The organism is Paraburkholderia bannensis NBRC 103871 (assembly GCF_000685015.1).
GTDB classification, from domain to species: Bacteria; Pseudomonadota; Gammaproteobacteria; order Burkholderiales; family Burkholderiaceae; genus Paraburkholderia; species Paraburkholderia bannensis.
On record NZ_BAYA01000003.1, the window covers coordinates 214,136 to 235,591 of the forward strand.

The 21,456-nt window shown below is 61.5% G+C and carries 18 protein-coding genes and 1 pseudogene; 9 read left to right on the forward strand and 10 right to left on the reverse strand.

Annotated elements, in window-relative coordinates; all coding sequences use genetic code 11:
- Positions 1 to 72: 72 nt before the first annotated feature.
- Entirely contained in the window at positions 73 to 1,452 is a 1,380-nt protein-coding gene (locus tag BBA01S_RS04255; RefSeq protein WP_027815346.1) for an MFS transporter, read from the reverse strand.
- Positions 1,453 to 1,547: 95 nt separating this feature from the next.
- The gene (locus BBA01S_RS04260) at positions 1,548 to 2,489 is read right to left on the reverse strand and encodes a 2-hydroxyacid dehydrogenase (protein WP_027815347.1); all 942 of its coding nucleotides are present in this window, start codon (positions 2,487 to 2,489) and stop codon (positions 1,548 to 1,550) included.
- A gap of 135 nt (positions 2,490 to 2,624) precedes the next feature.
- Between BBA01S_RS04260 and BBA01S_RS04265 the strand changes: the two genes are divergently transcribed.
- Positions 2,625 to 3,536 carry a LysR substrate-binding domain-containing protein gene (locus BBA01S_RS04265; protein ID WP_027815348.1) on the forward strand — a complete coding sequence of 304 codons (912 nt, stop codon included), beginning with the start codon at positions 2,625 to 2,627 and terminating at the stop codon, positions 3,534 to 3,536.
- A gap of 93 nt (positions 3,537 to 3,629) precedes the next feature.
- On the opposite strand, the gene BBA01S_RS04270 is transcribed toward BBA01S_RS04265, so the two are convergent.
- The gene (locus BBA01S_RS04270) at positions 3,630 to 4,019 is read right to left on the reverse strand and encodes a RidA family protein (RefSeq protein WP_027815349.1); all 390 of its coding nucleotides are present in this window, start codon (positions 4,017 to 4,019) and stop codon (positions 3,630 to 3,632) included.
- A 676-nt stretch (positions 4,020 to 4,695) separates the two neighbouring features.
- Between BBA01S_RS04270 and BBA01S_RS39980 the strand changes: the two are divergent.
- Positions 4,696 to 5,760 (forward strand): annotated as a pseudogene (locus BBA01S_RS39980) (TolB family protein); the annotation flags it as partial.
- 99 nt (positions 5,761 to 5,859) lie between these two features.
- Here BBA01S_RS39980 and BBA01S_RS04285 read toward each other — a convergent pair.
- Entirely contained in the window at positions 5,860 to 7,440 is a 1,581-nt protein-coding gene (locus BBA01S_RS04285) for an isocitrate lyase (protein ID WP_027815350.1), read from the reverse strand.
- A 667-nt stretch (positions 7,441 to 8,107) separates the two neighbouring features.
- Here BBA01S_RS04285 and BBA01S_RS04295 point away from each other — a divergent pair.
- Positions 8,108 to 8,797, forward strand: a complete 690-nt coding sequence (locus BBA01S_RS04295; RefSeq protein ID WP_027815351.1) for a response regulator transcription factor — start codon at positions 8,108 to 8,110, stop codon at positions 8,795 to 8,797.
- On the forward strand, positions 8,787 to 10,109 hold the full coding sequence (locus tag BBA01S_RS04300) for a sensor histidine kinase (RefSeq protein WP_042295932.1): 1,323 nt from the start codon (positions 8,787 to 8,789) through the stop codon (positions 10,107 to 10,109). The genes BBA01S_RS04295 and BBA01S_RS04300 overlap by 11 nt, the downstream gene beginning before the upstream one ends.
- A 3-nt stretch (positions 10,110 to 10,112) precedes the next feature.
- On the opposite strand, the gene BBA01S_RS04305 is transcribed toward BBA01S_RS04300, so the two are convergent.
- Both BBA01S_RS04305 and BBA01S_RS04310 read right to left on the reverse strand, forming a co-directional pair.
- Positions 10,113 to 10,793, reverse strand: a complete 681-nt coding sequence (locus BBA01S_RS04305; RefSeq protein WP_027815353.1) for a Fe2+-dependent dioxygenase — start codon at positions 10,791 to 10,793, stop codon at positions 10,113 to 10,115.
- 66 nt (positions 10,794 to 10,859) lie between these two features.
- Complete coding sequence (locus BBA01S_RS04310) at positions 10,860 to 13,226, reverse strand: TonB-dependent receptor (protein WP_245641417.1); 2,367 nt, start codon at positions 13,224 to 13,226, stop codon at positions 10,860 to 10,862.
- A 339-nt stretch (positions 13,227 to 13,565) separates the two neighbouring features.
- Between BBA01S_RS04310 and BBA01S_RS04315 the strand changes: the two genes are divergently transcribed.
- Positions 13,566 to 14,873 (forward strand): Nramp family divalent metal transporter, encoded by a 1,308-nt coding sequence (locus BBA01S_RS04315; protein WP_027815355.1) that lies wholly within the window; start codon positions 13,566 to 13,568, stop codon positions 14,871 to 14,873.
- 126 nt (positions 14,874 to 14,999) lie between these two features.
- Positions 15,000 to 15,743, forward strand: a complete 744-nt coding sequence (locus BBA01S_RS04320; RefSeq protein WP_027815356.1) for a response regulator — start codon at positions 15,000 to 15,002, stop codon at positions 15,741 to 15,743.
- Positions 15,744 to 15,823: 80 nt separating this feature from the next.
- Here BBA01S_RS04320 and tatC read toward each other — a convergent pair whose 3' ends face one another.
- Genes tatC through tatA form a run of 3 tightly spaced genes read right to left on the reverse strand, consistent with a single transcriptional unit; the run spans position 15,824 to position 17,347 of the window.
- Positions 15,824 to 16,582 (reverse strand): twin-arginine translocase subunit TatC, encoded by a 759-nt coding sequence (gene tatC, locus BBA01S_RS04325; protein ID WP_042295936.1) that lies wholly within the window; start codon positions 16,580 to 16,582, stop codon positions 15,824 to 15,826.
- Positions 16,579 to 17,091, reverse strand: a complete 513-nt coding sequence (locus BBA01S_RS04330; RefSeq protein WP_027815358.1) for a twin-arginine translocase TatA/TatE family subunit — start codon at positions 17,089 to 17,091, stop codon at positions 16,579 to 16,581. Before BBA01S_RS04330 ends, tatC begins: the two co-directional genes overlap by 4 nt.
- A gap of 40 nt (positions 17,092 to 17,131) precedes the next feature.
- Entirely contained in the window at positions 17,132 to 17,347 is a 216-nt protein-coding gene (gene tatA / locus BBA01S_RS04335; protein ID WP_027815359.1) for a Sec-independent protein translocase subunit TatA, read from the reverse strand.
- A gap of 175 nt (positions 17,348 to 17,522) precedes the next feature.
- Here tatA and BBA01S_RS39985 point away from each other — a divergent pair, with 175 nt between their 5' ends.
- Positions 17,523 to 17,993 (forward strand): DNA-binding transcriptional response regulator, encoded by a 471-nt coding sequence (locus BBA01S_RS39985; RefSeq protein WP_027815360.1) that lies wholly within the window; start codon positions 17,523 to 17,525, stop codon positions 17,991 to 17,993.
- On the forward strand, positions 17,990 to 20,449 hold the full coding sequence (locus BBA01S_RS45095) for an ATP-binding protein (RefSeq protein WP_027815361.1): 2,460 nt from the start codon (positions 17,990 to 17,992) through the stop codon (positions 20,447 to 20,449). The genes BBA01S_RS39985 and BBA01S_RS45095 overlap by 4 nt, the downstream gene beginning before the upstream one ends.
- Before the next feature lie 14 nt (positions 20,450 to 20,463).
- On the opposite strand, the gene BBA01S_RS04350 is transcribed toward BBA01S_RS45095, so the two are convergent.
- The gene (locus tag BBA01S_RS04350; protein ID WP_027815362.1) at positions 20,464 to 20,748 is read right to left on the reverse strand and encodes a DUF4148 domain-containing protein; all 285 of its coding nucleotides are present in this window, start codon (positions 20,746 to 20,748) and stop codon (positions 20,464 to 20,466) included.
- Positions 20,749 to 20,959: 211 nt separating this feature from the next.
- Between BBA01S_RS04350 and BBA01S_RS39995 the strand changes: the two genes are divergently transcribed.
- Positions 20,960 to 21,439, forward strand: coding sequence for a hypothetical protein (locus tag BBA01S_RS39995; protein ID WP_042295941.1), 480 nt, complete (start codon positions 20,960 to 20,962; stop codon positions 21,437 to 21,439).
- Positions 21,440 to 21,456: the final 17 nt, after the last annotated feature.

Genomic DNA, 21,456 nt, shown 5'->3' on the forward strand with positions numbered 1-21,456 from the left:
GCGCATCCGAAGTCGAAGGCTCACTACGGGCCTGGGATGCGCGGCCCTCGCAAAACACGTTCGCCACAACGCTCACGCGCGCGCGCTCACAGGCAGCTCGACGCGCGCGAAGCGCCCCGCCAGCACGCCGTAGGCCAGTATCGCGACGACTCCATGCGCGCCGACGAACCACAGCGCGCGGTCGAATGACCCCGTCGTCGCGACCACGAACCCGATCACCATGGGCGTCACAATCCCCGCCACGTTGCCGATCCCGTTGAAGACCCCGCCGCTGAGCCCTGTCATTTCGCGCGGCGCGACATCGGCGAGCACCGCCCAGCCGACCGCGCCCAGCCCCTTGCCGAAGAATGCCAGCGACACCAGCACGACGACGGCGGTGTCGGAGCTCGCGAACGGCGCGGCCATGAGCGTCGTCGCCAGCACCATGCCGATCATGAAAGGCGTCTTGCGCGCGGCCGACATCGACACGCCACGGCGAATCAGCCAGTCCGAAAACGCGCCGCCCAGCACCCCGCCCGAGAATCCGCAAATGGCTGGCAACGCCGCGACAAGGCCCACGGTCATGATGTTCATGCCGCGTTCCTTCACGAGATAGATCGGGAACCATGTGATGAAGAAGTACGTGAGCGCCGTGATGCAGTACTGGCCGATATAGAGCGCCCACAACTTGCGGTCGGTGAACAGCGTGGCGATCTCGGCGCGCGTGAAGCGGCGACGTGCGCCCCCCTGGTCGTTGCGCCGCGAATCGAGGTTCACGAGCGCTCCGCGTTCGGCGATGTAGTCGAGTTCCGCGCGGCTCATGCGCGGATGCGTCGACGGCTCGTGCATCGTCGCGAACCAGATCAAGGCCGCTACCACGCCCAGCGCGCCCATCAGGAAAAATACGTAGTGCCAACCGAATGCATGCGTGAACCACGCCATCAACGGCGTGAAAATCACCACGGCGAGATATTGCGCCGAATTAAAAAGCGCGCTGGCCGTGCCGCGCTCCGCAGTCGGGAACCACGCTGCCACCACGCGCGCATTGCCCGGAAACGCAGGCGATTCGACAAGGCCGAGCATGAAGCGCATCACAAAGAGCGCCGCCGTTGCCGAGGCCACGGAACCGAAGATCGAGACCGTTCCCTGGCACATCGTGAAGAACGACCAGAGCAGGATACTCGCGCCATAGACCCGCCGCGCGCCGAAACGGTCGAGCAGCCAGCCGCCCGGAATCTGCCCGATTGCGTAGGCCCAGCCAAATGCGGAAAAGACCACGCCGAGCGCCGCAGGCGTGAGGTGAAGGTCTTTCGCGACGAAGGTGCCGGCGATCGACAGCGTGGCGCGATCGGCGTAGTTGAGCACCGTGACGCAGAAGATCAGGCCCAGAATACAGTATCGAAAGTGCCCGATGCGGCCCTGCTCGACCGACGAACGGGACGCTTTCGCGGCGGCGATATCGAAGGCTTCCATGTGTCTCCTCCCTGTTTCGGGATGGTGTCCCGGCGCGCTTTGCACTGCCGGTTTGATGCGCGCGGCGGTTTTTCACCTGGCGCGCGTGGCGTCGATCAAGGCGTCACGCTGGTCTCCGGACGACGCCCCGCGAAACTCGCTTCAAGGCTTTCGAGCACGATTGCCGCCATCGCTTCGCGCGTCTGCACCGTCGCGCTGGCGCGATGCGGCTGCAGCACGACGTTGGGGAACGACAGCAGCCCCGCGGGCACATTCGGCTCATCGACGAACACATCGAGACCGGCGCCCGCGATGCGCTTGTCCGCGAGCGCCTGCACCAGGTCGGTTTCGTTCACGAGCTTGCCGCGCGCCACGTTGATGAGCCAGCCGTCGCGGCCGAGCGCGTCGAGAATGCGCGCATCGACGATCCCTTGCGCGTTGTCCGCCGACGCCGCGAGCACCAGCGCGTCGCTTTGGCTCGCAAGCGTGTGCAGGTCGTCGACGAACCGGTACGGCACATCGGACATCGCGCGCAGATCCGTGTAAGCGATCTCGCAGTTGAACGCGGCAGCGCGCGCGGCAATCGCGCGCCCAACCCGCCCAAGACCGACGATGCCCAGTTTCATGCCGCTGAACTTGCGGGCAAGCGGCAGCGGCGCCTTTGCCACCCATTGGCCATCGCGCACGTAGCGGTCGCCTGTACACAAGCCCCGGGTCGCCGCGAGCAGCAAGCCGATGGCGAGGTCGGCCACGTCGTCGGTCAGCACGCCAGGCGTCGTGGAGACGTGGATGCCGCGAGCGCGTGCGTAGTCCAGATCCACCGCATCGGTGCCGATGCCGTTGATCGCGACGATGCGCAGTTTCGGCAAGCGGCTCATGGTGTCGTTGTCGATACCGCTCGCGCCCCCCGTGACGACGCCCTCGATATTCGCGCCGACCTCGCGCAGCCAGCCCTGTTTGTCGGCGTGCTCGTAGAGGCGGTGGACGGTGTAACGGGCGCGCAACGCCTCGTCGAGCATCGGGATCACCGGGTTGATCAGTAACACTTCGAAGGTCATGCGGGCGTTCCTCGTTGCAAAGCGGCTGAAATCGTCACGGACGGGGGCGTTAAGTGAATTGAGTGAGATCGAGTATAGGCAGGCGATTGATTGAGGTCTAAGCTATATTCAGCATCGATCAATACAACAATTGAAATGAACGTCGACCTCAATCACCTGCGCTGTTTTGTGGCTGTCGCCGAGGAATTGCACTTCGGGCGCGCCGCCGCACGGCTTTTCATGACGCAGCCGCCGCTTAGCCGGCAGATCCATCTGCTTGAAGAAGCGCTGGGGCTGGTGCTGTTCGAGCGCAATAGCCGCAGCGTGAAATTGACCGAGGCGGGCCGTATCTACTACGACGACGCGCTGCGCATCCTGCGCCTCGCCGATCAGGCCGCCGATTCGGCGCGGCGTGTCGCGCGTGGCGACGCGGGGCAGGTCAGCCTTGGCTTCACGGCGGTTTCGGGGTATCAGATGGTGCCCGCGTTGCTCGCGGCGGCGCGCACGCACCTGCCCGGCATTACGGTGGTGCTGCGCGAAATGGTGTCGAGCGCGCAGGTGCGGGCGCTGGAAACGCGCGCCATCGACCTGGGCGTCATGCGCTCGCAGTATGCGAGCCGGGGCCTGGTGTATCGGCAACTGTCACGCGAGCCGCTGTTGCTCGCGCTGCCTGCGGGACATGCGCTCGCAGGACGGCGTCGCAACATCGCCGCGCGCGACCTGGCGGACGAAGCCTTTGTGATGTATTCGCCCGATGGCGGCAAGTATTTTCACGACCGCATCACGGGGCTGCTCACCGCCGCCAACGTGCGCGTGCGTCACGTCCAGTTCATCGACCAGACGCATAGCATCGTCGCGCTCGTGCGCGCGGGACACGGCATGGCTATCGTGCCCGCATCGGCACGTGAGCTGGGGTTTCGCGACGTGGTGTTCCGGCCGCTCTGGAGCACGGATGCGTGGGCCGAACTCGATCTCGTCTGGAACGAGGAGCAGAACAATGCGGCAGTCGAGCGCTTCCGCCTTTTCGCACTCGACTATTTTTCGAAATTGCAGAAAGGCGGCGGCTGATACCGGCGCACCCGATCTGCACGTCAACGGAAGCCTGCCGAAAATATCGAACGGCGCACGGCGCAATACTCGCCCGGCAGGCCTCGCGCCCACTCAGTCCTTGCTGGGCCCAGCCGCCATTGCGGTGACTTCGACACGCATGCCTTCGACCGCCAGTGCGGCAACGCCTACTGCAGCGCGCACCGGCCAGGGCTTCTTGAAGAATCGCTTGTAGACCTCGTTGAAGGCCGCCCGATCCGCCATGTCCGTCAGGTAGATCGTCAGGTGCAGGACGCGATCCATGGAGCTGCCCGCACCTTCGAGAGCGTTCTTCAGCGCCTGAAGCGTGCAGGTGCTTTGTGCCTCGATATCGCCTAGCTCCAGGCTGCCGTCAGCCCGAACGGGAACCTGCGTGCTCATCAGCACGCCGCCGAATGCCGCCACGTCGGAAGAAATCGATTCCGGGTCGGCGTCGGGCGTGAATTGAATGTCTTGATTCGTCATGGTTGGTGTAATGGTGTTGGAGCAAGGCCTGAAATTGTAATGCCCAGGCTGCCACGACCAAAATGCGCCGCGATAAGCGCATTGAAGCAGCGCGATTGCCGACGCTGGTGCATCGCATCGTGCGCATCAACGCAACCGCTAAAGCACGCTCTGCGCAGTGAGTCTTGCCCACGCGAAGACTGACTGCTCCTGCCCCAACGCCCCCGCAAGGGAGCGGCCCCAAATTAATCCTTCTACTGCGCTCAATTTACACTCCACGCCATGTGGCATGGGGCGCGGCCCCGTTTATCTTTCCTTCTGGTTTCTTTTTTTTTCACGATTGAGCGGGCATAATTTGGCTTCCTCGAAGTATGTCGATACATCATTCGACCTGTAAGGGAATTTTTCCCTGTCTCCCACGGGAGCTTTCATTTCGCCAGTCCCTGTCGTTGGGACTCGCCGTGAATTCAGCCCGTCTCATCTGCGCTCCGGTCTTTTTGGCGAATCGTCGTCTCTAGTCCATTGCGAAGCCATTCGGGCAGTGGCCTTGCGGCCCATGTCGTCGCTTGACGCGTCGCGCACGCATGCGCAGACGCGATGATCCATCGAATTTCACACTACATACATATTTTAGGAGTACTAGTAGTTGAAGCTGAGATCCATTCCGTTCACGCTCGCCATCGGCCTCTTTGCCGCCATGTTCGCCAGCGAAAGCAACGCAGCCTGCGTCAGCAATCCGCCTAATCAATCCAATGCATCGTTCCCCAGCAGCCTGACCGGCAAGCTGGTGTATCACAGCTACGTCAGCTACGGCGACGGTACGAGCCAGCTGTTCATTTATGACTTCAGCGCACGTACGCTCACGCAGGTCAGCAATGCGTCGTGGGGCATCACCGACCCGATGAATGCCAGCTTCTCGCCCGACGGGAAATGGCTGCTTTTCATGGGCATCCAGAACAATGCGTGGAATGTCTTCATGTGGCCGACGAACGGCAGCCACGCCCCGTACAGCCTGACCAACAGCACGGGCGCAACGCGCAACGAAGACCCGAAGTTCTCGCCCGACGGCTCGACGGTGATCTTCAAGCAGAACAGCGCCAACGTCATGCAGGGTACGCTCTCCTACCCCAGCGGCATTCCGCAGTTCACGTCGGTCATCAACATCACGAACAACAAGACGCAGGACTCGATGCCGTACATGACGCCGGACGGCACGAAGCTTCTGTTCTCGGAAGGAACGGGGGGCGCCAACCTCGGCCTCTATGAGGAAACCATCGCAACGGGCGCCACGGTGCCGTTCGACGCGGTGAGCGGCATCAGCACGTACTACCCGGTCGTGCGCGCCGATGGTACGGTGTTCTACACGAAATGGAACAACGCCTCGCAACAGCTGGATCAGCTTTATACGAAGACCAATCCGTCCGATACGCCGAACCAGTTGAGCATCAACGACTGCATCAGCAACAACGACGATGCGGGCCCGGTGAACGGCACGAACTACGTCTTCTTCTCGTCGACCACGGCAGGCGGCTACCAGCTCTATCTGGGCGACGTCAGCACGGGCAAGCGCTGGAGCCTCACGCAGTTCGGCGTCAATTCGGATACCACGAAGGCCAAGCTGGGCTCCAGCTACTACTCGGGCACGCCGGCTTCTTCGACGTCCGGTGGTTCAACCAGCGGCTCGACGGGTGGTACGTCTGGTAGCACGACGGGCAGCACGACGGGTTCGTCGACAGGCGGCGGCTCGTCGGGTTCGTCGCGCCCGCGACACCGCGGCTGATTGCGCCCCGCGCCGTTTTTTCAGCAATAAAAAACGCCAACCCGCACGGGTTGGCGTTTTCGCTTCTGGCTACGACAGGAATCAGAACTGATTCATCGTATTGTCTTTGCCTGCGGCCTTCAACGCTGCTTCGCCGCTGAAGTATTCCTTGTGGTCGTCGCCGATGTCCGAGCCCGACATGTTCTGGTGCTTCACACAGGCGATGCCCTGGCGGATTTCCTTGCGCTGCACGCCAGCCACATAACCCAGCATGCCCTGGTCGCCGAAGTATTCCTTCGCCAGATTGTCGGTCGACAGTGCGGCCGTGTGATACGTCGGCAGCGTGATCAGGTGATGGAAGATACCGGCTTCGCGCGATGCGTCGGCCTGGAAGGTGCGGATCTTTTCGTCGGCAAGCGTCGCCAGTTCCGTCTGGTCGTACTCCACGCTCATCAGCGCTGCGCGATCGTACTTCGACACGTCCTTGCCTGCTTCCTTCATCGCGTCATAGGCCTGCTGACGGAAATTCAGCGTCCAGTTGAACGACGGGCTGTTGTTGTACACCAGCTTGGCGTTCGGGATGACCTTGCGGATTTCGCTGACCATGCCGCCGATCTGTGCGATATGCGGCTTTTCGGTTTCGATCCACAGCAGGTCGGCGCCGTTTTGCAGGGCCGTGACGCAATCCAGCACGCAACGCGCTTCACCCGTGCCCGAACGGAACTGGAACAGGTTGCTCGGCAGGCGCTTGGGACGCAGCAGCTTGCCGTCGCGCTTGATGATGACGTCGCCGTTGCCCAGTTCGTCAGCCGACAGCTCTTCGCAATCGAGGAACGAGTTGTACTGGTCGCCCAGGTCGCCCGGGTTGCTGGTCACGGCGATCTGCTTCGTGAGGCCCGCGCCCAGCGAATCGGTACGCGCCACGATGATGCCGTCGTCCACGCCCAGTTCGAGGAACGCGTAGCGGATCGCGCGGATCTTGGCGAGGAAGTCCTCGTGCGGCACGGTGACCTTGCCGTCCTGGTGGCCGCACTGCTTTTCGTCCGACACCTGGTTTTCGATCTGGATACAGCAAGCACCCGCCTCGATGAACTGCTTCGCCAGCAGATAGGTGGCTTCAGCGTTGCCGAAACCGGCGTCGATGTCGGCGATGATCGGCACGACGTGGGTCACGTGGTTGTCGATCTTTTCCTGGATGGCGGCCTTGGCCGGGCCTTGCGCAGCGTCCAGTTGACGGAACAGGCCGCCCAGTTCGCGGGCGTCGGCCTGACGCAGGAACGTGTACAGCTCGCGAATCAGCGCGCTCACCGAGGTCTTCTCGTGCATCGACTGGTCGGGCAGCGGGCCGAACTCGGAGCGCAGCGCGGCCACCATCCAGCCGGACAGGTACAGATAGCGGCGCTCGGTGGTGTTGAAGTGCTTCTTAATGGAGATCATCTTCTGCTGGCCGATGAAACCGTGCCAGCAGCCCAACGACTGCGTGTACTTTGCCGGGTCGGCGTCATAGGCGGCCATGTCGGCGCGCATGATCCTCGCCGTGTACTTCGCAATGTCCAGGCCCGTCTTGAACTTGTTCTGGGCACGCATGCGCGCAGCGGATTCCGGATTGATCGCATTCCAGGCGCTGCCTTGTTGCTCCTTCAAACCGGCAACTGCCTTGATGTCGTCTTGGTATTGGGACATGAGTATCTCCTGGGAGGAAAGCGCGTTTGACTGGTTAGTTGGGCGTTTCGCTGCGTCTGTCGAAGCGAACTCCATGACTAAATAGTACCGCCTTCCCTCCAACTCTTATATAAGACATAAGACATAATTTCTCGTTATTTTTCAACGAGATAGAATGCATTTTTTGCAATGCAAAACAGGTTTTCAAGCGACGAAAAGCGGGCGGCGCGAAAATTTCGTGCGAATTTCGCAATATGAAAAGCCCTTTCGGCTGCTGGTGAAAGGGCTCCACTCGACGTTCGGCCACTGATTGGTGGGCCATCTGGCCGGGAAATCGGACGGCCGCAGCGGGCGAGCCAGCCCAAATGGGCGATTAAACGGGGCCATTTCCTGTCAGGTCGCGCAACCCTGCCTTCCTGACTCGAATAGCTGACCATGCATCAGCGCCGCCTAAATTAATCAGTAAAACTGATCTTCTCGCCCCCGCATTTAAGAAAGCCGTTGCGACTCCGGCGCACAGTGTCCACGATGTCGCGTCAAGAAAACGTCAAGACACGCCTGCATGCGAGGTCATCAACAACAAATGACACTAAGGAGTTCTTTGCGATCGCATCGTCGCGGCAAAATAGCGGGCCCGCTGATAAAATCCGTCATACTGAATTCCACCGATTATTAGCAACAAAGCAACATGCGTATTCTCGCAATCGAAGACGACCCCGATATTCTCGGCAATATCGCCAGTTATCTGGGGGCCCGAAATTATCTGGTGGATTGCGCGCTCGACGGCATGCAGGGCTACGCACTGGCGACCCGCAACGAGTACGACCTGATCGTGCTCGACCTTTCCCTGCCCCGCCTGGACGGTTACGAGCTGTGCCGCCGCCTTCGCACCGAAGCGCAATGCGATACCGCGATCATCATGGTGACGGCTCGCGATACGCTCGATGAACGCCTGACCGGCTTTCACGCAGGCGCCGACGACTACCTCATCAAGCCCTTCGCGCTCGCCGAACTCGCCGCGCGCGTCAACGCGCTGCTCCAGCGTCCGCGCAAGCGCGCCGCCGCCCGCACGCTCCAGGTCGCGGATCTCGTGCTCGACATCGATACGCGCGCCCTCTCACGCGCGGGCGTCACGCTGCGCCTGCCGCCCGCGCCCATGACCGTGCTGAAGATCCTCATGCAGGAGAGTCCCGCCGTCGTTTCGCGCCAGCGCCTCGAAGAAGCGCTCTGGCTCGATTCGCCGCCCGATAGCGACAGCCTGCGCACGCACATCCATCAACTGCGCCAGGTGATCGACAAGCCTTTCAACGAGTCCTTGCTGCATACGGTGCACGGCGTGGGCTATCAACTCCAGGGCGGTGCGGGCCATGCCGGTTGAGCAGGCCGGGCCAGCGCCGCGCGCCACGCAGCGCACGCTCGCACGCGAACTGGTGCTCGCGTACCTGATCGTCGCCGTGCTGGTGGGCGCGCTGCTTTCGCTTGTTTCGATGTGGACGGTGAACCGCCTCGAAACGCACCTCCAGCAGATCGACATGGGCATGGCGCTCGATCGCGTACGCGGTGAATATCTCGCGGGCAAGGACGTCGGGCGCGGCAGCCGCTTCTTCCACGGCGAACCCGGCAGCGAGACCTTCCCCGCCTGGCTGCGCCAGGTCGAGCCGGGATTCACGCGCATCCAGCACGACGATCGCGACTGGCACATCATGGCCGACGACCGTGACGGTGTGCGCTACATGCTGCTGCGCGATTACACAGCATTCGAACAGCGGCGCGTGCGCTCGCACTGGCTCACCGTGGTCTGCGTGGGCGCGAGCCTCTTTGTCGCCTTTCTGCTGGGTGGCGCAGTCACGCGCCGGCTCGTGCGCCCGCTCGCCGGTCTTGCCGAACAGGTCATCAAGCGTCCCGCACTGCCGCCACAGACGCAGATTGCCCAGGCGTATCCCGGCAATGAGATCGGGCGGCTCGCAGCGGCATTCGACGCCACTTATAACCAGCTGGAAATGGCGCTGCAACGCGAACGGCTTTTTACCGCCGACGTCAGCCACGAACTGCGTACGCCGCTCACCGTGATATCGAGCTCCTGCGAACTGTTGCTCGACGATCCCGAACTGACGCCCATCCAGCAGCAGAAACTGCAACGCGTGCACACAGCGTCGCTCGACATTCATCAGCAGCTCGCCGCGTACCTGATGCTCGCGCGCGACTCCTCCGATGCGAGCGGATTCTCGCGCAGCACGATTGCCGATGCTGTCGAAAAGGAACGCGCGCACTGGAGCAGCCGCGCGGAACGACTGGGCTTGCGACTGTTCGCGCAGTACGACACACAACGCGACAAAACAGCGGACTCGTCAGCCGACCCGGCTTTCCCCGCCGCACTGGTGCGCATTGCCCTGTCCAACCTCATTCGCAACGCGCTCCAGCATGCCTCCAGCGGCACGCAGATCGTGATTCGCGCGAGGGCCAGCAGCTTCGACGTGACGGACGACGGCCCGGGCGTCGCCGCCGATATCGCACCCCACATCTTCGCGCCGTTCATAACTGGCGGCGCGGCGCGCATCGACAACCTGGGCCTCGGCCTGTCGCTCGTGCAGCGCATTTGCGACCATCAGGGATGGCGCGTCACGCTCGACTCCCAGCCGGGACGCGGCGCGCGCTTTCACATCGACCTCGCGCCGCCAGCAACCCTCTGAACATCAGCAATCGACCCACATACGCAGCAGGTTGTGATAGCAGCCCGTGAGCTGCACGAGCGACTCCTCGCTCGCCTCCTGCTGCGTGAGCCGTTGAATCGCCACATCCATATCGAGCAGCACGCTGCGCTGCGCGTCGTCACGCACCAGGCTTTCGATCCAGAAGAACGAAGCAATGCGCTCGCCGCGCGTGACGGGCTCGACCTTATGCACGCTCGAACCCGGATAAAGGATCATGCTGCCGGCCTTGAGCTTCACGCGCTGCTCGCCATAGGTATCGCGAATGACGAGTTCGCCGCCGTCGTAGCTTTCGGGATCGGAGAGAAATAGCGTGGCGGAAAGGTCAGTGCGCACGCGCTCGCGTGACGCACGAATGCCACGCACGGCATTGTCGATATGGAATCCGAACGATTCACCCATGCCATAACGATTGAACAATGGCGGATAGATGCGCTTTGGCAGCGCCGCCGACATGAACACCGCATCCTTGGCCAGGCGATTGATGATCTCATCGCCGATTTCACGGCCAAGCGGATTATCGCCGTCCAGTTGCCGGTTGTGCTTGACGCGCTGCGATTGCGCGCCTGCGGTGACCTTGCCGTCGATCCACGACGTCGCGCGCAGCTTCTCCACGAGCACCTGCGCTTCCTGCGGGCTGAATACGCCCGGAATTTCCACGATCATTTTCGACTCTTTGAAAAACGCAATGCGGCGGCCCACTCTGTGCGGGCCGCCGCTCGACCTGCAGGATCAGAAACGCACGTCAGCCGAGAGCAGCACCGTGCGGCCCGCACCGGGCACGCCATAGAGCTGGAACCCATCGAGCGAGGCGCCCACCGCCGAGTAATAGAACTTGTTGAACAGGTTCTGCACGTTGAGGCCCAGCGAAAGATTCTTGTTGACGGTGTAATGCGCCGCCAGCGAATGCAGCCAGAAAACCGGAGCCTTCTCGGCATCGTAGACGTAGGCCGGATGCGTGCCGTTCGCGCCGCTCACGGTACTGCTGTTGTTGTTCTGGCCGCCTACGTACTCATTGTCCGTATAGCGACGCGTGCCGACATATTGCAGCCCATAGCTCACCGAGAATTTCGGCGTCACCGCATAGGTCGTCCACAGATTGAAAGTGGCGTTCGGCACATTGGCGGGCCGCTGGCCTTCGTTGACGCCCTTCGTGATGCGCCCGCGCATTGCCGCTACGCCCGCAAACGCCGACCACTTCTCCGTGATGTTCCCCGACACGCCCACTTCAATGCCATCGACGCGCTTGGGCGGCAATTCGCGCACCACGCTTGAGGTCGTATCGCCGTAGTCCCACGAATCGCTGAGTTCGGTGCGAAACAGTGCGCCCGTGAGCGAGAGACGCTGGTTCAGCAAGTCCCACTTCGTGCCCAGTTCGTAGGTCTGCGCGACGGCCGGCTTGAGATTCGCCGTCGCTGCCGACGTCGCGCCATAAATCGTGTTGTTGGTCGTCGCGCCGACGGCCGAAGGCTGCGCCGCGCGCGCATAGCTCGCGTAAATGCTGCCGAACGGCAACGGCTTGTAAGTCACGCCGATACGCCCGCTGAACGCGCCATCGCTGCTGTGCAGAACCGAATGCGCATTGGCCGCGCCGCTCACCTGCTTGACCCAGAAACGGTCATAACGCGCAGCGCCTTCCACGATCCACTTAGGCGTGATGGTGACGGTATCGCGCAGATAGACGCCCGCATCGTTGACCGCTGCGTAATCGCCGGTTGTGCCCTCCATCGTCTCCACGCCGCCCATGGACGTGCCATACGCATTGGTGAGATCCATGACCGGATTCGTCGACGGCGCGAGCACGCTGCGCGGCAGGTCGCCATAACGCTCGTGATAAAACTCCGCGCCAATCACCAGGTCGTGATGCAACCCAGCCGTGTCGAACGACGTGTTGAGATTGGTCTCGTTCGCGAGAATGTCGTAACGCTTCGACGTACCGTAGTTATTGCCGCGCAAGACCGCGAGCGGCGAAAGATTCGCGTCTGCAGTCGCGCCGCTGTACGAGAGAATGCCCGAGCCGCTCGTCACCAGCGATCCCGTGCCCGTATAACCGTACGACGTGCCGCTCGTCGAATTGAAACGCGCGGGCGCGAGCACCGTGGTGCGATCGGTCTGCTCCCAGCGGGTGATATTCGAAATGCGCGTGTTGTCGTTGAAATCGTGTTCGATCTTGACGGTCGCGCGGTTGGTCGTCGAATGATCCTTGTACAGGTTCGGGTCGCCATACCACGCATTGCGCGCGACGCCCGGGAACGTCTTGCCGCCCGTACCGCGCTCGATGGGTACGCCCGTATCGGGAACGTTGTTGTCCTGCTGATGGAAATAGTCGAGCGTCACGCGCGTCGGCGTGCCGAGACCCATCGCGAGCGATCCGGCCACGCCCCAGCGATCATCGTGAACATTGGCGCGCTCATCGACATCCTGCGTATGACGCATCAAATTGAGGCGCAGCGCGGAATGCTCGCCGATCTGCTTATCCAGATCGGCCGTTACGCGCCGATAACGCGCGCTGCCGAGCGTGGTCGAAAGATGGTACGCGTCGCCCAGATGCGCTTCTTTCGTCACGAGATTCACGCTGCCGCCAGGCGCGGCCACGCCCGATTCGATCGTGCCTGTGCCTTTGAAGACCTCGACGCGTTCGACGTCAAAGGTATCCGAGCGGCTCGCCAGCCCCGCATCGCGCAGACCGTCGATCGTGATGCTCTGTTCGCCGGAGAAGCCGCGAATCGTGAACATATCGCCCCAGCCCAGGTTGCCCTCGCCGGACGTGAAGGTAATGCCCGGCACGTTCTTGAGAATGTCCTGAAGACTCTGCGCCTGCTGCTCGTCGAGCACGCGCTTGGGAACGATCGCCACGCTCTGCGCAATATCGAGCAGCGGCGCCGTGAATTGATCGGATTCCAGATACTTCGTCTGATACGGCGAGCTTTGTCCGCTGACCTTCACGGCGGGCAATACCGCCGATGCGTCCGATGCACCCGATGCACCCGATGCGGCCGCCGCATCCGCCACCACGGCGGGCGGCGCGCTGGCCGCGGTCTGCGCGTGCGCGCTCGCCATGGCAACACAGCCCACCGTCGCGCTCAATAGATTCGTCAACAGCGGATTCGTCAACAGCGCCGACTGCCGGCCCCGCGTTCCCCGACTAAACACCATGTTGTTATCCTGTTCTCGCCAATAAGTCGCAAATGAAAATCATTTGCAATAGTAAGAAAACAGGTGTCAAGAAAACGTTAAGAAACGAAGACGCCAGCACGCCGCGCCCAATATGAAGGATCTTTAATCCTTGCGGCATTCAACGCGCCCCCCCTCCCTCGATATTCTGCTGGACAGCTGAATCCGCCGTCGCGCTTCGCCCGGCAATCAGCGCGCGACTGCGAGCCTGCGCCCTGCCTGGACGCGTACGGCACTTTCCAAATTTGATGAGGGACGGGATTCATGAGCACCGGACAACCTGTTGGGCTGACCGAGCGAACTACGCGCGCCATTCAGGACGTGCTTGCGGGAAAGAAAAAAGGCGTGCTGTCGCGGCTCCTGTTTGCCGGGCCCGCCGTGATCGCCTCCATTGCGTATGTCGATCCCGGCAATTTCGCCACCAATCTCCAGGCCGGATCCGAATTCGGCTATTCGCTGCTCTGGGTGGTGCTGTGCGCCAATATCATCGCGATGCTGTTTCAGGCCTTATCGGCAAAGCTTGGCATCGTCACGCAAAAAAACCTTGCGCAGATCTGCCGCGAGCAACTGCCGCGCAATCTCGTCTACGCAATGTGGGCCGTGAGCGAAATTGCCGCGATGGCCACCGATCTTGCCGAATTTCTCGGCGGTGCAATTGGCCTGTCCTTGCTTTTGCACCTTCCGCTGGTGGAAGGCATGGTTATCACCGGCATCGTCACCTATGCGATCCTGCTCATGGAGCAGCAAGGCTATCGGCCCATCGAACTCGCCATTGGCGCCTTCGTTGCGATCATTGCGTTGTGCTATTTGCTTGAGATGTTTGTCGCGCCCGTCTCCTGGGTCGCGGCGGTGCACGGCACGCTCGTTCCCCAGCTGGCGTCGAGTCATGCGCTGGCCGTATCCGCCGGCATTCTCGGTGCGACCGTCATGCCTCATGCCATTTATCTGCATTCCGGACTCACGCAAAATCGCGCACCGGCAAAAAACAATGCAGACCGCCGCAAATTGCTCGGCTTTTCGAATAAGGAAACCGTGATCGCATTGACGATTGCGGGAATGGTCAATATGGCGATGGTCGTGATGGCCGCGGCCGCATTTCATGCCGGCCACGCCGATATTGCCGAAGTCGAAACCGCCTATCGCACGCTCACGCCGCTGCTCGGCGCAGGCGCGGCTGCGGTCTTCCTGGTTTCGCTGCTCGCTTCCGGCATCTCCAGTTCGGTGGTCGGCACCATGGCCGGGCAAATGATCATGCAGGGTTTCGTGGGCTTCCCGATCCCCGTCTGGGTGCGCCGCCTGGTGACGATGATCCCCGCATTTGCAGTCATTGCGCTGGGCATGAATGCAACCGATGCGCTGGTCTACAGCCAGATTGTCCTGAGCTTTGCACTGCCGGTGCCCATGATTGCCCTGATCGTATTCACGAGCCGTCGCGACATCATGGGCGAATTCGCCAATAGCCGCGTCGTCCACTACGCCGCGCTCGCGGGCACGACCGTGGTGCTCATGCTCAATGCCGTGCTGATTCTCCAGACGTTTGGCTGCGCCATTCCCGGTTTGCCGACGGCGTAAAATGACGCTGCCAGCTCCGCAAGGAGCATGGCTGGGCGCCGACCATTCCGGGGTCTCATCGAGATCCCCAGGGATGGCGGCGCCTGTCCTGTTTTGAGCCTTTCGACAGACAACCAGAGCGAGCGCATGCCGACATTGGCCCATATTCTGGTCGTGGACGATGACCCTGCCATGCGGGAACTCATCGGCGATTATTTGAGCGAAAACGATTTCCGGGTGACGAGCGCGTCGAATGGCGCGGAACTGGCCACTGCGTTGCAGGAACATGCGCTCGACCTCGTGATTCTCGACCTGAAACTGCCCGACGAAGATGGCGCGCAGATCGCACGGCGCATGCGCGAAACCTCTTCGCTGCCGATCATTGTCGTCACTGGGCGGCTGGATGAAGCCGATCGCGTCATGGCGCTGGAACTCGGCGCCGACGATTATCTGACCAAGCCTTTTAGCCTGCGCGAACTGCTCGCGAGAATCCGCACCGTGCTGCGGCGCTCGTCGCTCACCGCTGCAACGGCCATGACGACGGGACGCAGTGCCGATACCCGGGCTTATCGCTTCGACGGCTGGGAATTGAATACCGGCACGCGCCGCCTGGTCTCGCCGTCCGGCGAGGCCATCGTGCTCACGAACGGCGAATTCTCGCTCCTGACGGCCTTTCTTGCTGCGCCAGGCCATATCCTGACGCGCGACCAGTTACTCGAAGCGAGCCGGATGTACGACGATGTATTCGACCGCTCGATCGATGTGCAGATTCTGCGTCTGCGCCGGAAAATCGAGGCCGATCCGTCGAATCCACGCTACATCAAGACCGTTCGAGGCGCAGGCTACGTGTTTTTCGACCAGGTCGAAAAGATCCGCTCCGTGTCGATTTAAACGCGGTAAACGGCGCACAGCGCAAAGACCGGCGGGATCTCTGCGCTGCGTATCGATTAGTAGAGTTTAGCGTTGCCGGTCTAGGCCTTATCATCGAGTCGGGCGCGGGCAAAGAGTCGCGCCGCAACGATCCCGACTTCATATAAGGCGATCAGGGGTACCGCAAGCATCAACTGCGAAAACACATCCGGCGGCGTCACAACGGCGGAAACAACAAACGCCCCCACGACGACATAGGCCCGGTTCGCTCTTAACTGCGCGACCGTTACCAGACCGATCCGCACCAGCAGGACGACGCAGACCGGCACTTCGAACGTCACGCCGAACGCAACAAACATCGTCATCGCAAAGCCAAGGTACTTGTCGACATCGGTATTCATTGCCGCGCCCAATGGGGCGTTATAGTGGGCCATCACGCGCAGGATATTCGGGAACACCACGAAATAAGCGAATGCCATTCCAGCTAGAAACAGCGCGTAACTGCTGCACACAAGTGGCGCAATCAGCCTCTTTTCGTGCTGGTAAAGTCCGGGCGCGATAAACGCCCAGATCTGGTAGAGCACCAAAGGCAGCGCGATAATGAATGCAACCAGCAGCGTGACCTTCATCGGTGCAAAGAACGACCCCGTCACGTCCGTGACGATCAGTTTCCCGTCATGCGGCAGGTTTTCCATCAGCGGCCGCGCGAGCAAGCGGAAAATATTCGGGGCCCAGTAAACCAGACAAAGAAACGGCACCATCACCGCGATTCCCGCGCGCACGATCCGCGTGCGCAATTCGACGAGGTGCGAAACCAGCGATTCGGATTCGCGTTCAATAACGGACTGGATTTCGTTCACGCGAAATCTCCCGGCGCGGCCATGGCTGGCGACAAGGCAGCACGCGCGGCATCGGACGCCACCTTGCGCCGCGGCGTCGAGGCCCGCTTGTACCACTGTGGTAACGCCACCTGCCTGCTGCGCCAGCGGCGGCGTCGGGCCAGCGTCTGCGCGATAACTTCATCATTTCGCACAGGCGGCGGTTCCCAACCGGGCGTCGCTACCGCCGACGGCAAGATTTCGGGCTTCACGACCGTATGAACGTTCGTGTCCGCTTCGATTCCGGCAACGCCCTCGCGAATCGACGATTCCAGCAAACGCGCCGACGAAGCCACTTCTTGCGCGGCCTGTTTGATTTCCGCGAGTTCGATTTCACGCGTCACTTCTTCGCGCACGCTGGCGATGTAGCGCTGCGCGCGCCCGAGCAGCGCACCGCTCGTGCGCGCGACACGGGGAAGCCGCTCAGGCCCGAGCACCACCAGCGACACGACGCCAATCACCGCCATTTTGGACAGTGCAAAATCAAGCATACCGAACTCCTGTGGCGCTTGTCGCGCGATCCATATGCGGTCACGACATCCGTGTCGCGGCGGCGTCCTCGCGCTGCGCATCGCCTGCCTCCGCCTTGATGGCTTCGGGCAGCGCATTGACTTCTTTCATTCCATCCTTGAAGCCCTTCACGGCGCCCCCCAGGTCGCCGCCGATATTGCGCAGCTTTTTAGTGCCAAACACCAGCGACACGATAACCAGCACGATGATCCAATGCCAGATACTCAGGCTGCCCATAAAGCCTCCTTACGAAAAAGATTCGATATAGACCCTATTTGAAAGTGCGAGGGTTACCGCTTCGTTTCACGGCGTCACGCCTGCATTTCATTTGAAACACAGATTGCAGATCCACGGACGCCCACCCCTCTGTTTCAAATGAAACGATCGGATAATTTCATGAAACAACCTTGCAATGACCGGCCATTTAAATCATGACCGGGCCCCGGCGAACCGGGTGCAATCGCAGGATCTCGACGGGGATTACAATATGGCCGGTTCAAGGAACATACTCGTGCTGGACAGCGACCTGGCCATGTTCGGCCTGGTTTCTCTCTGGCTTCAGGACTCGGGATACCGCGTCATGGATCGTCAGTGGCTTGGGTCTGCCGAAGATCATCATGCGAATGCGCCGGGCGCGATTGTCATCGACCTGAATTGCCCGGAAACGCAGGCGCGCGACGAAATCGCCTCGCTCATTCGCGCCTTTCCGGGTACGCCGGTCGTGGCGACATCGGGCTATTTCCTTGTCGGCCCCGGTATGGAAGCCGAAACGGCGCGCCAGTTCGGTGTCGCCCGGGTGCTGGCCAAGCCTTTCCACGGTGCAGCTCTCGTCGCTGTGATCGACGATTTACTCCACTACCGGCACCGGATTGCGCCGACATGAAACCCACCGAGTTCACGAAGATCAAGATAGCCAGCAATCATTGGCGATGGCTCGTCCCGGTGGGTGCGTGCGTCATCGTGGTGTGCGTGTGTGTCGCCTCAGCCTGGGACAGCTGGCGTGCGAGAAACCTGGCGCTTGCGGGCAACGGCCGCGAACTCGCCAGTATCGCCAGTGCACTCGCCGAGCAGACCGCGCGTTCGCTGCAGGAAATCGAACTGATCCTGCGCCGCACGAGCGTGACCGCAACCGTGCCGCAACGCCGCCAGGCACCGGACAAATCGATTGAAGGTTTTCTGCAGCGCGAAGTCGCCGACGTTCCACAGATCCGCGAATTGAGCCTGTTCGATGCGGCCGGCAATCGTATTGCCAGTTCCCAGCCTGCTGGCCAGCCCGACATCGATATTGCGCCGCGCGCGTATTTCCGCGAGATCCAGCATGCGCCGCCCGGCGCGACAGTCATCAGCGGGCCGCTCAGGAGCCTCGCCGACAGCCAGCCCACCTTCGCCGTTGCGATCGGCATATGGGACGCTTCGGGGCATTTCCAGGGCGCTGTGCGGGCGCTCGTTGAAGACAACTATTTCGAGCGCTTCTACCGCGAAATCGACCTGGGCCGCGGCACGCTGATCAAACTCTCGCTCGACGACGGCACGCCCGTTGTGGCCTTCTCACGCGAGCCCGATGGCGTCCGCGCCGCAGACCTTCAGTCTGCGCATCGCGCCGTCAGCGGTTTTCCGCTTGGCGTAACCGTATCGCGCGATCGCCAGGTCGTCCTCGCGGACTGGCACGACAGCTTCATCAACGCGATCGTGCGCACCGGCTCCATCTCGCTGCTGGTCGCCGTGCTGGCGCTGGCGCTGACCCGGCAACTGCGTCGCCAGCAGACGCTCGCCGAACGCCTGCATTCCAGCGAACAACGCTGGCGAGCGGTCTTCGAAAATGCGCCAATAGGCGTCGTCGTTCTGCGAACCGCAGGCAGCTTCATCGCGAGTAACCCTGCATTTCAGCGCATGGTGGGCTACAGCGCATTCGAGCTCACTACGCGCAACGCCATCGATCTCGTCTATGGCGAAGACGCAGCCGAGATTAAACAGCAGGTCGCCACGCTGATGCACGGCAATACCGTGACCACGCGCTTCGAAAGACGCTTTATGCATCGTGACGGCAGCATTATCTGGGCCGACGTCAGCGTCGCGCGGGTATCCTCGGCGGAATATCGACTCGAACACTCCTCGCAAGAACACGAGGATGTGCTGGTGGCGACGCTCGAAGACGTGACGCAACGCCGGCTCTCGGAAATCGAGCGCAGCCGCCTGGAGGCGCAACTCATGCAGGCGCAGAAACTCGAAGCATTGGGGACCTTCGCAGGTGGCATCGCCCACGACTTCAATAACATCCTGGGCGCGATCCTCGGTTACGGCGAGCGCGCCCTCAATGCATCAAACACGCAGGCGCCCGAGCATCGCTACATCGAACAGGTCATGAATGCAGGCAACCGCGCCCGCAGCCTGGTCGAACGCATCCTGACCTTTAGCCGCAGCGGCATGGTTGCGCGCCTGCCCGTGCGTCTCTCGCCCATCGTCGCGGAAACCATCGAACTACTTGAAGCGCGTCTGCCTGCTGGCATCGCAATCGCCCTGAAATTGCAGGCGGGCGACGTCGTCGTGATGGGTGACACGACGCACCTCCATCAGGTTGTGATGAATCTCTGCAGCAACGCGCTGCTTGCGATGCCGCATGGCGGCACGCTCACCGTCACGCTCGAACACGCGTACATAGAAACGGCGGCGAGCCTCACCAGTGGGCCGATCGTTGCGGGCGACTATGTCAAACTTGGCGTGGCCGACACCGGCGCGGGCATGAGCCCGGACTTGATCGAGCGGATTTTCAATCCGTTCTTCACCACACGCAAAGCGGGTGAAGGCACGGGATTGGGCCTGTCGCTGGTCGACAGCATCGTGCGCGAATACGGCGGCGCGGTGTCCGTCACCAGCGCGCCTGGCCAGGGAAGCCGGTTCGACGTGTATTTACCTCTAAGCACTGAATTGGCTCACGACGTCGTCCGCGAACCTGCCATGCTGCCCCACGGCGACGGCCAGGTGGTGCTCGTTGTCGACGACGAAGCCGCCCTCGTCAGTCTCGCGGAAGAACTGCTCGCCGAACTCGGTTACGAGCCGGTGGGCTTTCAATCGAGCAGCGCCGCATGGGAAGCGTTTGCGCACCACCCTGAACGCTTCGACGCCGTGATGACCGACCAGACGATGCCCGACATGAGCGGGCTGCAACTCGCCGCGCACATACTGCGCATTCGCCCTGCGATTCCGGTGTTCCTGTGCAGCGGCTATGGCACGCCAGAACTCGAAAAGCAGGCCATCGAGGCCGGCGTGCGGATGCTGCTGCGAAAGCCGCTTCAGCAAATCGACATTGCACGCGCCTTGAATCAGGTTCTTGCAACCTGAAAGCACCGCTTGAGCTATTGCTGCGCCGCGATCGAGCTACGGCAATCGCGCGCATATTCGCGTGCAAGCCGGTGTTGTGCAGTCATCAAGTCCTGCGGATATTCGTTGTCGTCATCGGACGGTTGATATCCCACGGCTTCCAGCTCTCCCAGCTCCTGCTCCAGCTGGGCATGCGTCACCTCTTTTTTCAGTGGCTTGAAGGGATAGTCGTTGCACTGCTGAGGGGTCAGGTGAGGCGCAGCCACGGCAGAGGCGCTCACGGCAAGGAACGTCAGGGATACCAGGTATTTGAGTTTCATGGTTTCATTCCGAATAGTTGACGACATGAATCGTAGTCCTGGACTCGATTTTTATTGCTTTTAAAATCGTGAAATAGTTTTCATCCCGAATACTGGGCGAGGAGACATTAAATAAGTTTTCATCGACGGAAATTCGCCAGCCCGCATCGTCTGGATACCATTTCGTTTCCAGACAACGCCAGCGCCGGCTTCCGGCTATCCGAGGGATCCAATGACGAAGACTCCAGAGACCGTCTTGCCGCTGCCTGCGGCGAGCGCCGATGCACTCTCGCTGCGCTATCACGTCTCGCTTGAGGCGATGCGCACGGGCCGGGGTTGGCTCGGTGCGGCGCAGGCGCTGACTACTTTGATGTTCGTGACCAGTTTCCTTGCGGAGGCCGGTTACGGACGCTTGACGCATGCCGATGTGCTCGGGTGCCAGAATGCGCTCTCCGCCGCGTTGCGCGACGGCCTGGCCGGTAAAGGCTGGGGATTTTCTCCGGAAGGCATCGAAAACTACAAGACCCTCGTCACCGTGCACGATTTCCAGTTGAGCATCGCCCCCATCCGCGCCATCAAGATTGCGGGAAAGCGGCTGCAACAGGTCAATGCAATCGTCACCCAGCAACTGAGTGCCGGGCGACGCCGCGCTGAATTCAGCCAGGACAAGCTGCAATTCGGCAGTTTCAAATGGAGCAAGATCGCGCGTTGATCTGCGAATGCGGCCTG

Excerpts from the sequence above, each read along its gene's own strand:
- BBA01S_RS04255 (WP_027815346.1), bottom strand. The coding sequence starts at position 1,452 with ATGGAAGCCTTCGATATCGCCGCCGCGAAAGCGTCCCGTTCGTCGGTC.
- BBA01S_RS04260 (WP_027815347.1), bottom strand. The coding sequence starts at position 2,489 with ATGACCTTCGAAGTGTTACTGATCAACCCGGTGATCCCGATGCTCGAC.
- BBA01S_RS04265 (WP_027815348.1), top strand. The coding sequence starts at position 2,625 with ATGAACGTCGACCTCAATCACCTGCGCTGTTTTGTGGCTGTCGCCGAG.
- BBA01S_RS04270 (WP_027815349.1), bottom strand. The coding sequence starts at position 4,019 with ATGACGAATCAAGACATTCAATTCACGCCCGACGCCGACCCGGAATCG.
- BBA01S_RS04285 (WP_027815350.1), bottom strand. The coding sequence starts at position 7,440 with ATGTCCCAATACCAAGACGACATCAAGGCAGTTGCCGGTTTGAAGGAG.
- BBA01S_RS04295 (WP_027815351.1), top strand. The coding sequence starts at position 8,108 with ATGCGTATTCTCGCAATCGAAGACGACCCCGATATTCTCGGCAATATC.
- BBA01S_RS04300 (WP_042295932.1), top strand. The coding sequence starts at position 8,787 with ATGCCGGTTGAGCAGGCCGGGCCAGCGCCGCGCGCCACGCAGCGCACG.
- BBA01S_RS04305 (WP_027815353.1), bottom strand. The coding sequence starts at position 10,793 with ATGATCGTGGAAATTCCGGGCGTATTCAGCCCGCAGGAAGCGCAGGTG.
- BBA01S_RS04315 (WP_027815355.1), top strand. The coding sequence starts at position 13,566 with ATGAGCACCGGACAACCTGTTGGGCTGACCGAGCGAACTACGCGCGCC.
- BBA01S_RS04320 (WP_027815356.1), top strand. The coding sequence starts at position 15,000 with ATGCCGACATTGGCCCATATTCTGGTCGTGGACGATGACCCTGCCATG.
- BBA01S_RS04330 (WP_027815358.1), bottom strand. The coding sequence starts at position 17,091 with ATGCTTGATTTTGCACTGTCCAAAATGGCGGTGATTGGCGTCGTGTCG.
- tatA (WP_027815359.1), bottom strand. The coding sequence starts at position 17,347 with ATGGGCAGCCTGAGTATCTGGCATTGGATCATCGTGCTGGTTATCGTG.
- BBA01S_RS39985 (WP_027815360.1), top strand. The coding sequence starts at position 17,523 with ATGACCGGCCATTTAAATCATGACCGGGCCCCGGCGAACCGGGTGCAA.
- BBA01S_RS45095 (WP_027815361.1), top strand. The coding sequence starts at position 17,990 with ATGAAACCCACCGAGTTCACGAAGATCAAGATAGCCAGCAATCATTGG.
- BBA01S_RS04350 (WP_027815362.1), bottom strand. The coding sequence starts at position 20,748 with ATGAAACTCAAATACCTGGTATCCCTGACGTTCCTTGCCGTGAGCGCC.
- BBA01S_RS39995 (WP_042295941.1), top strand. The coding sequence starts at position 20,960 with ATGACGAAGACTCCAGAGACCGTCTTGCCGCTGCCTGCGGCGAGCGCC.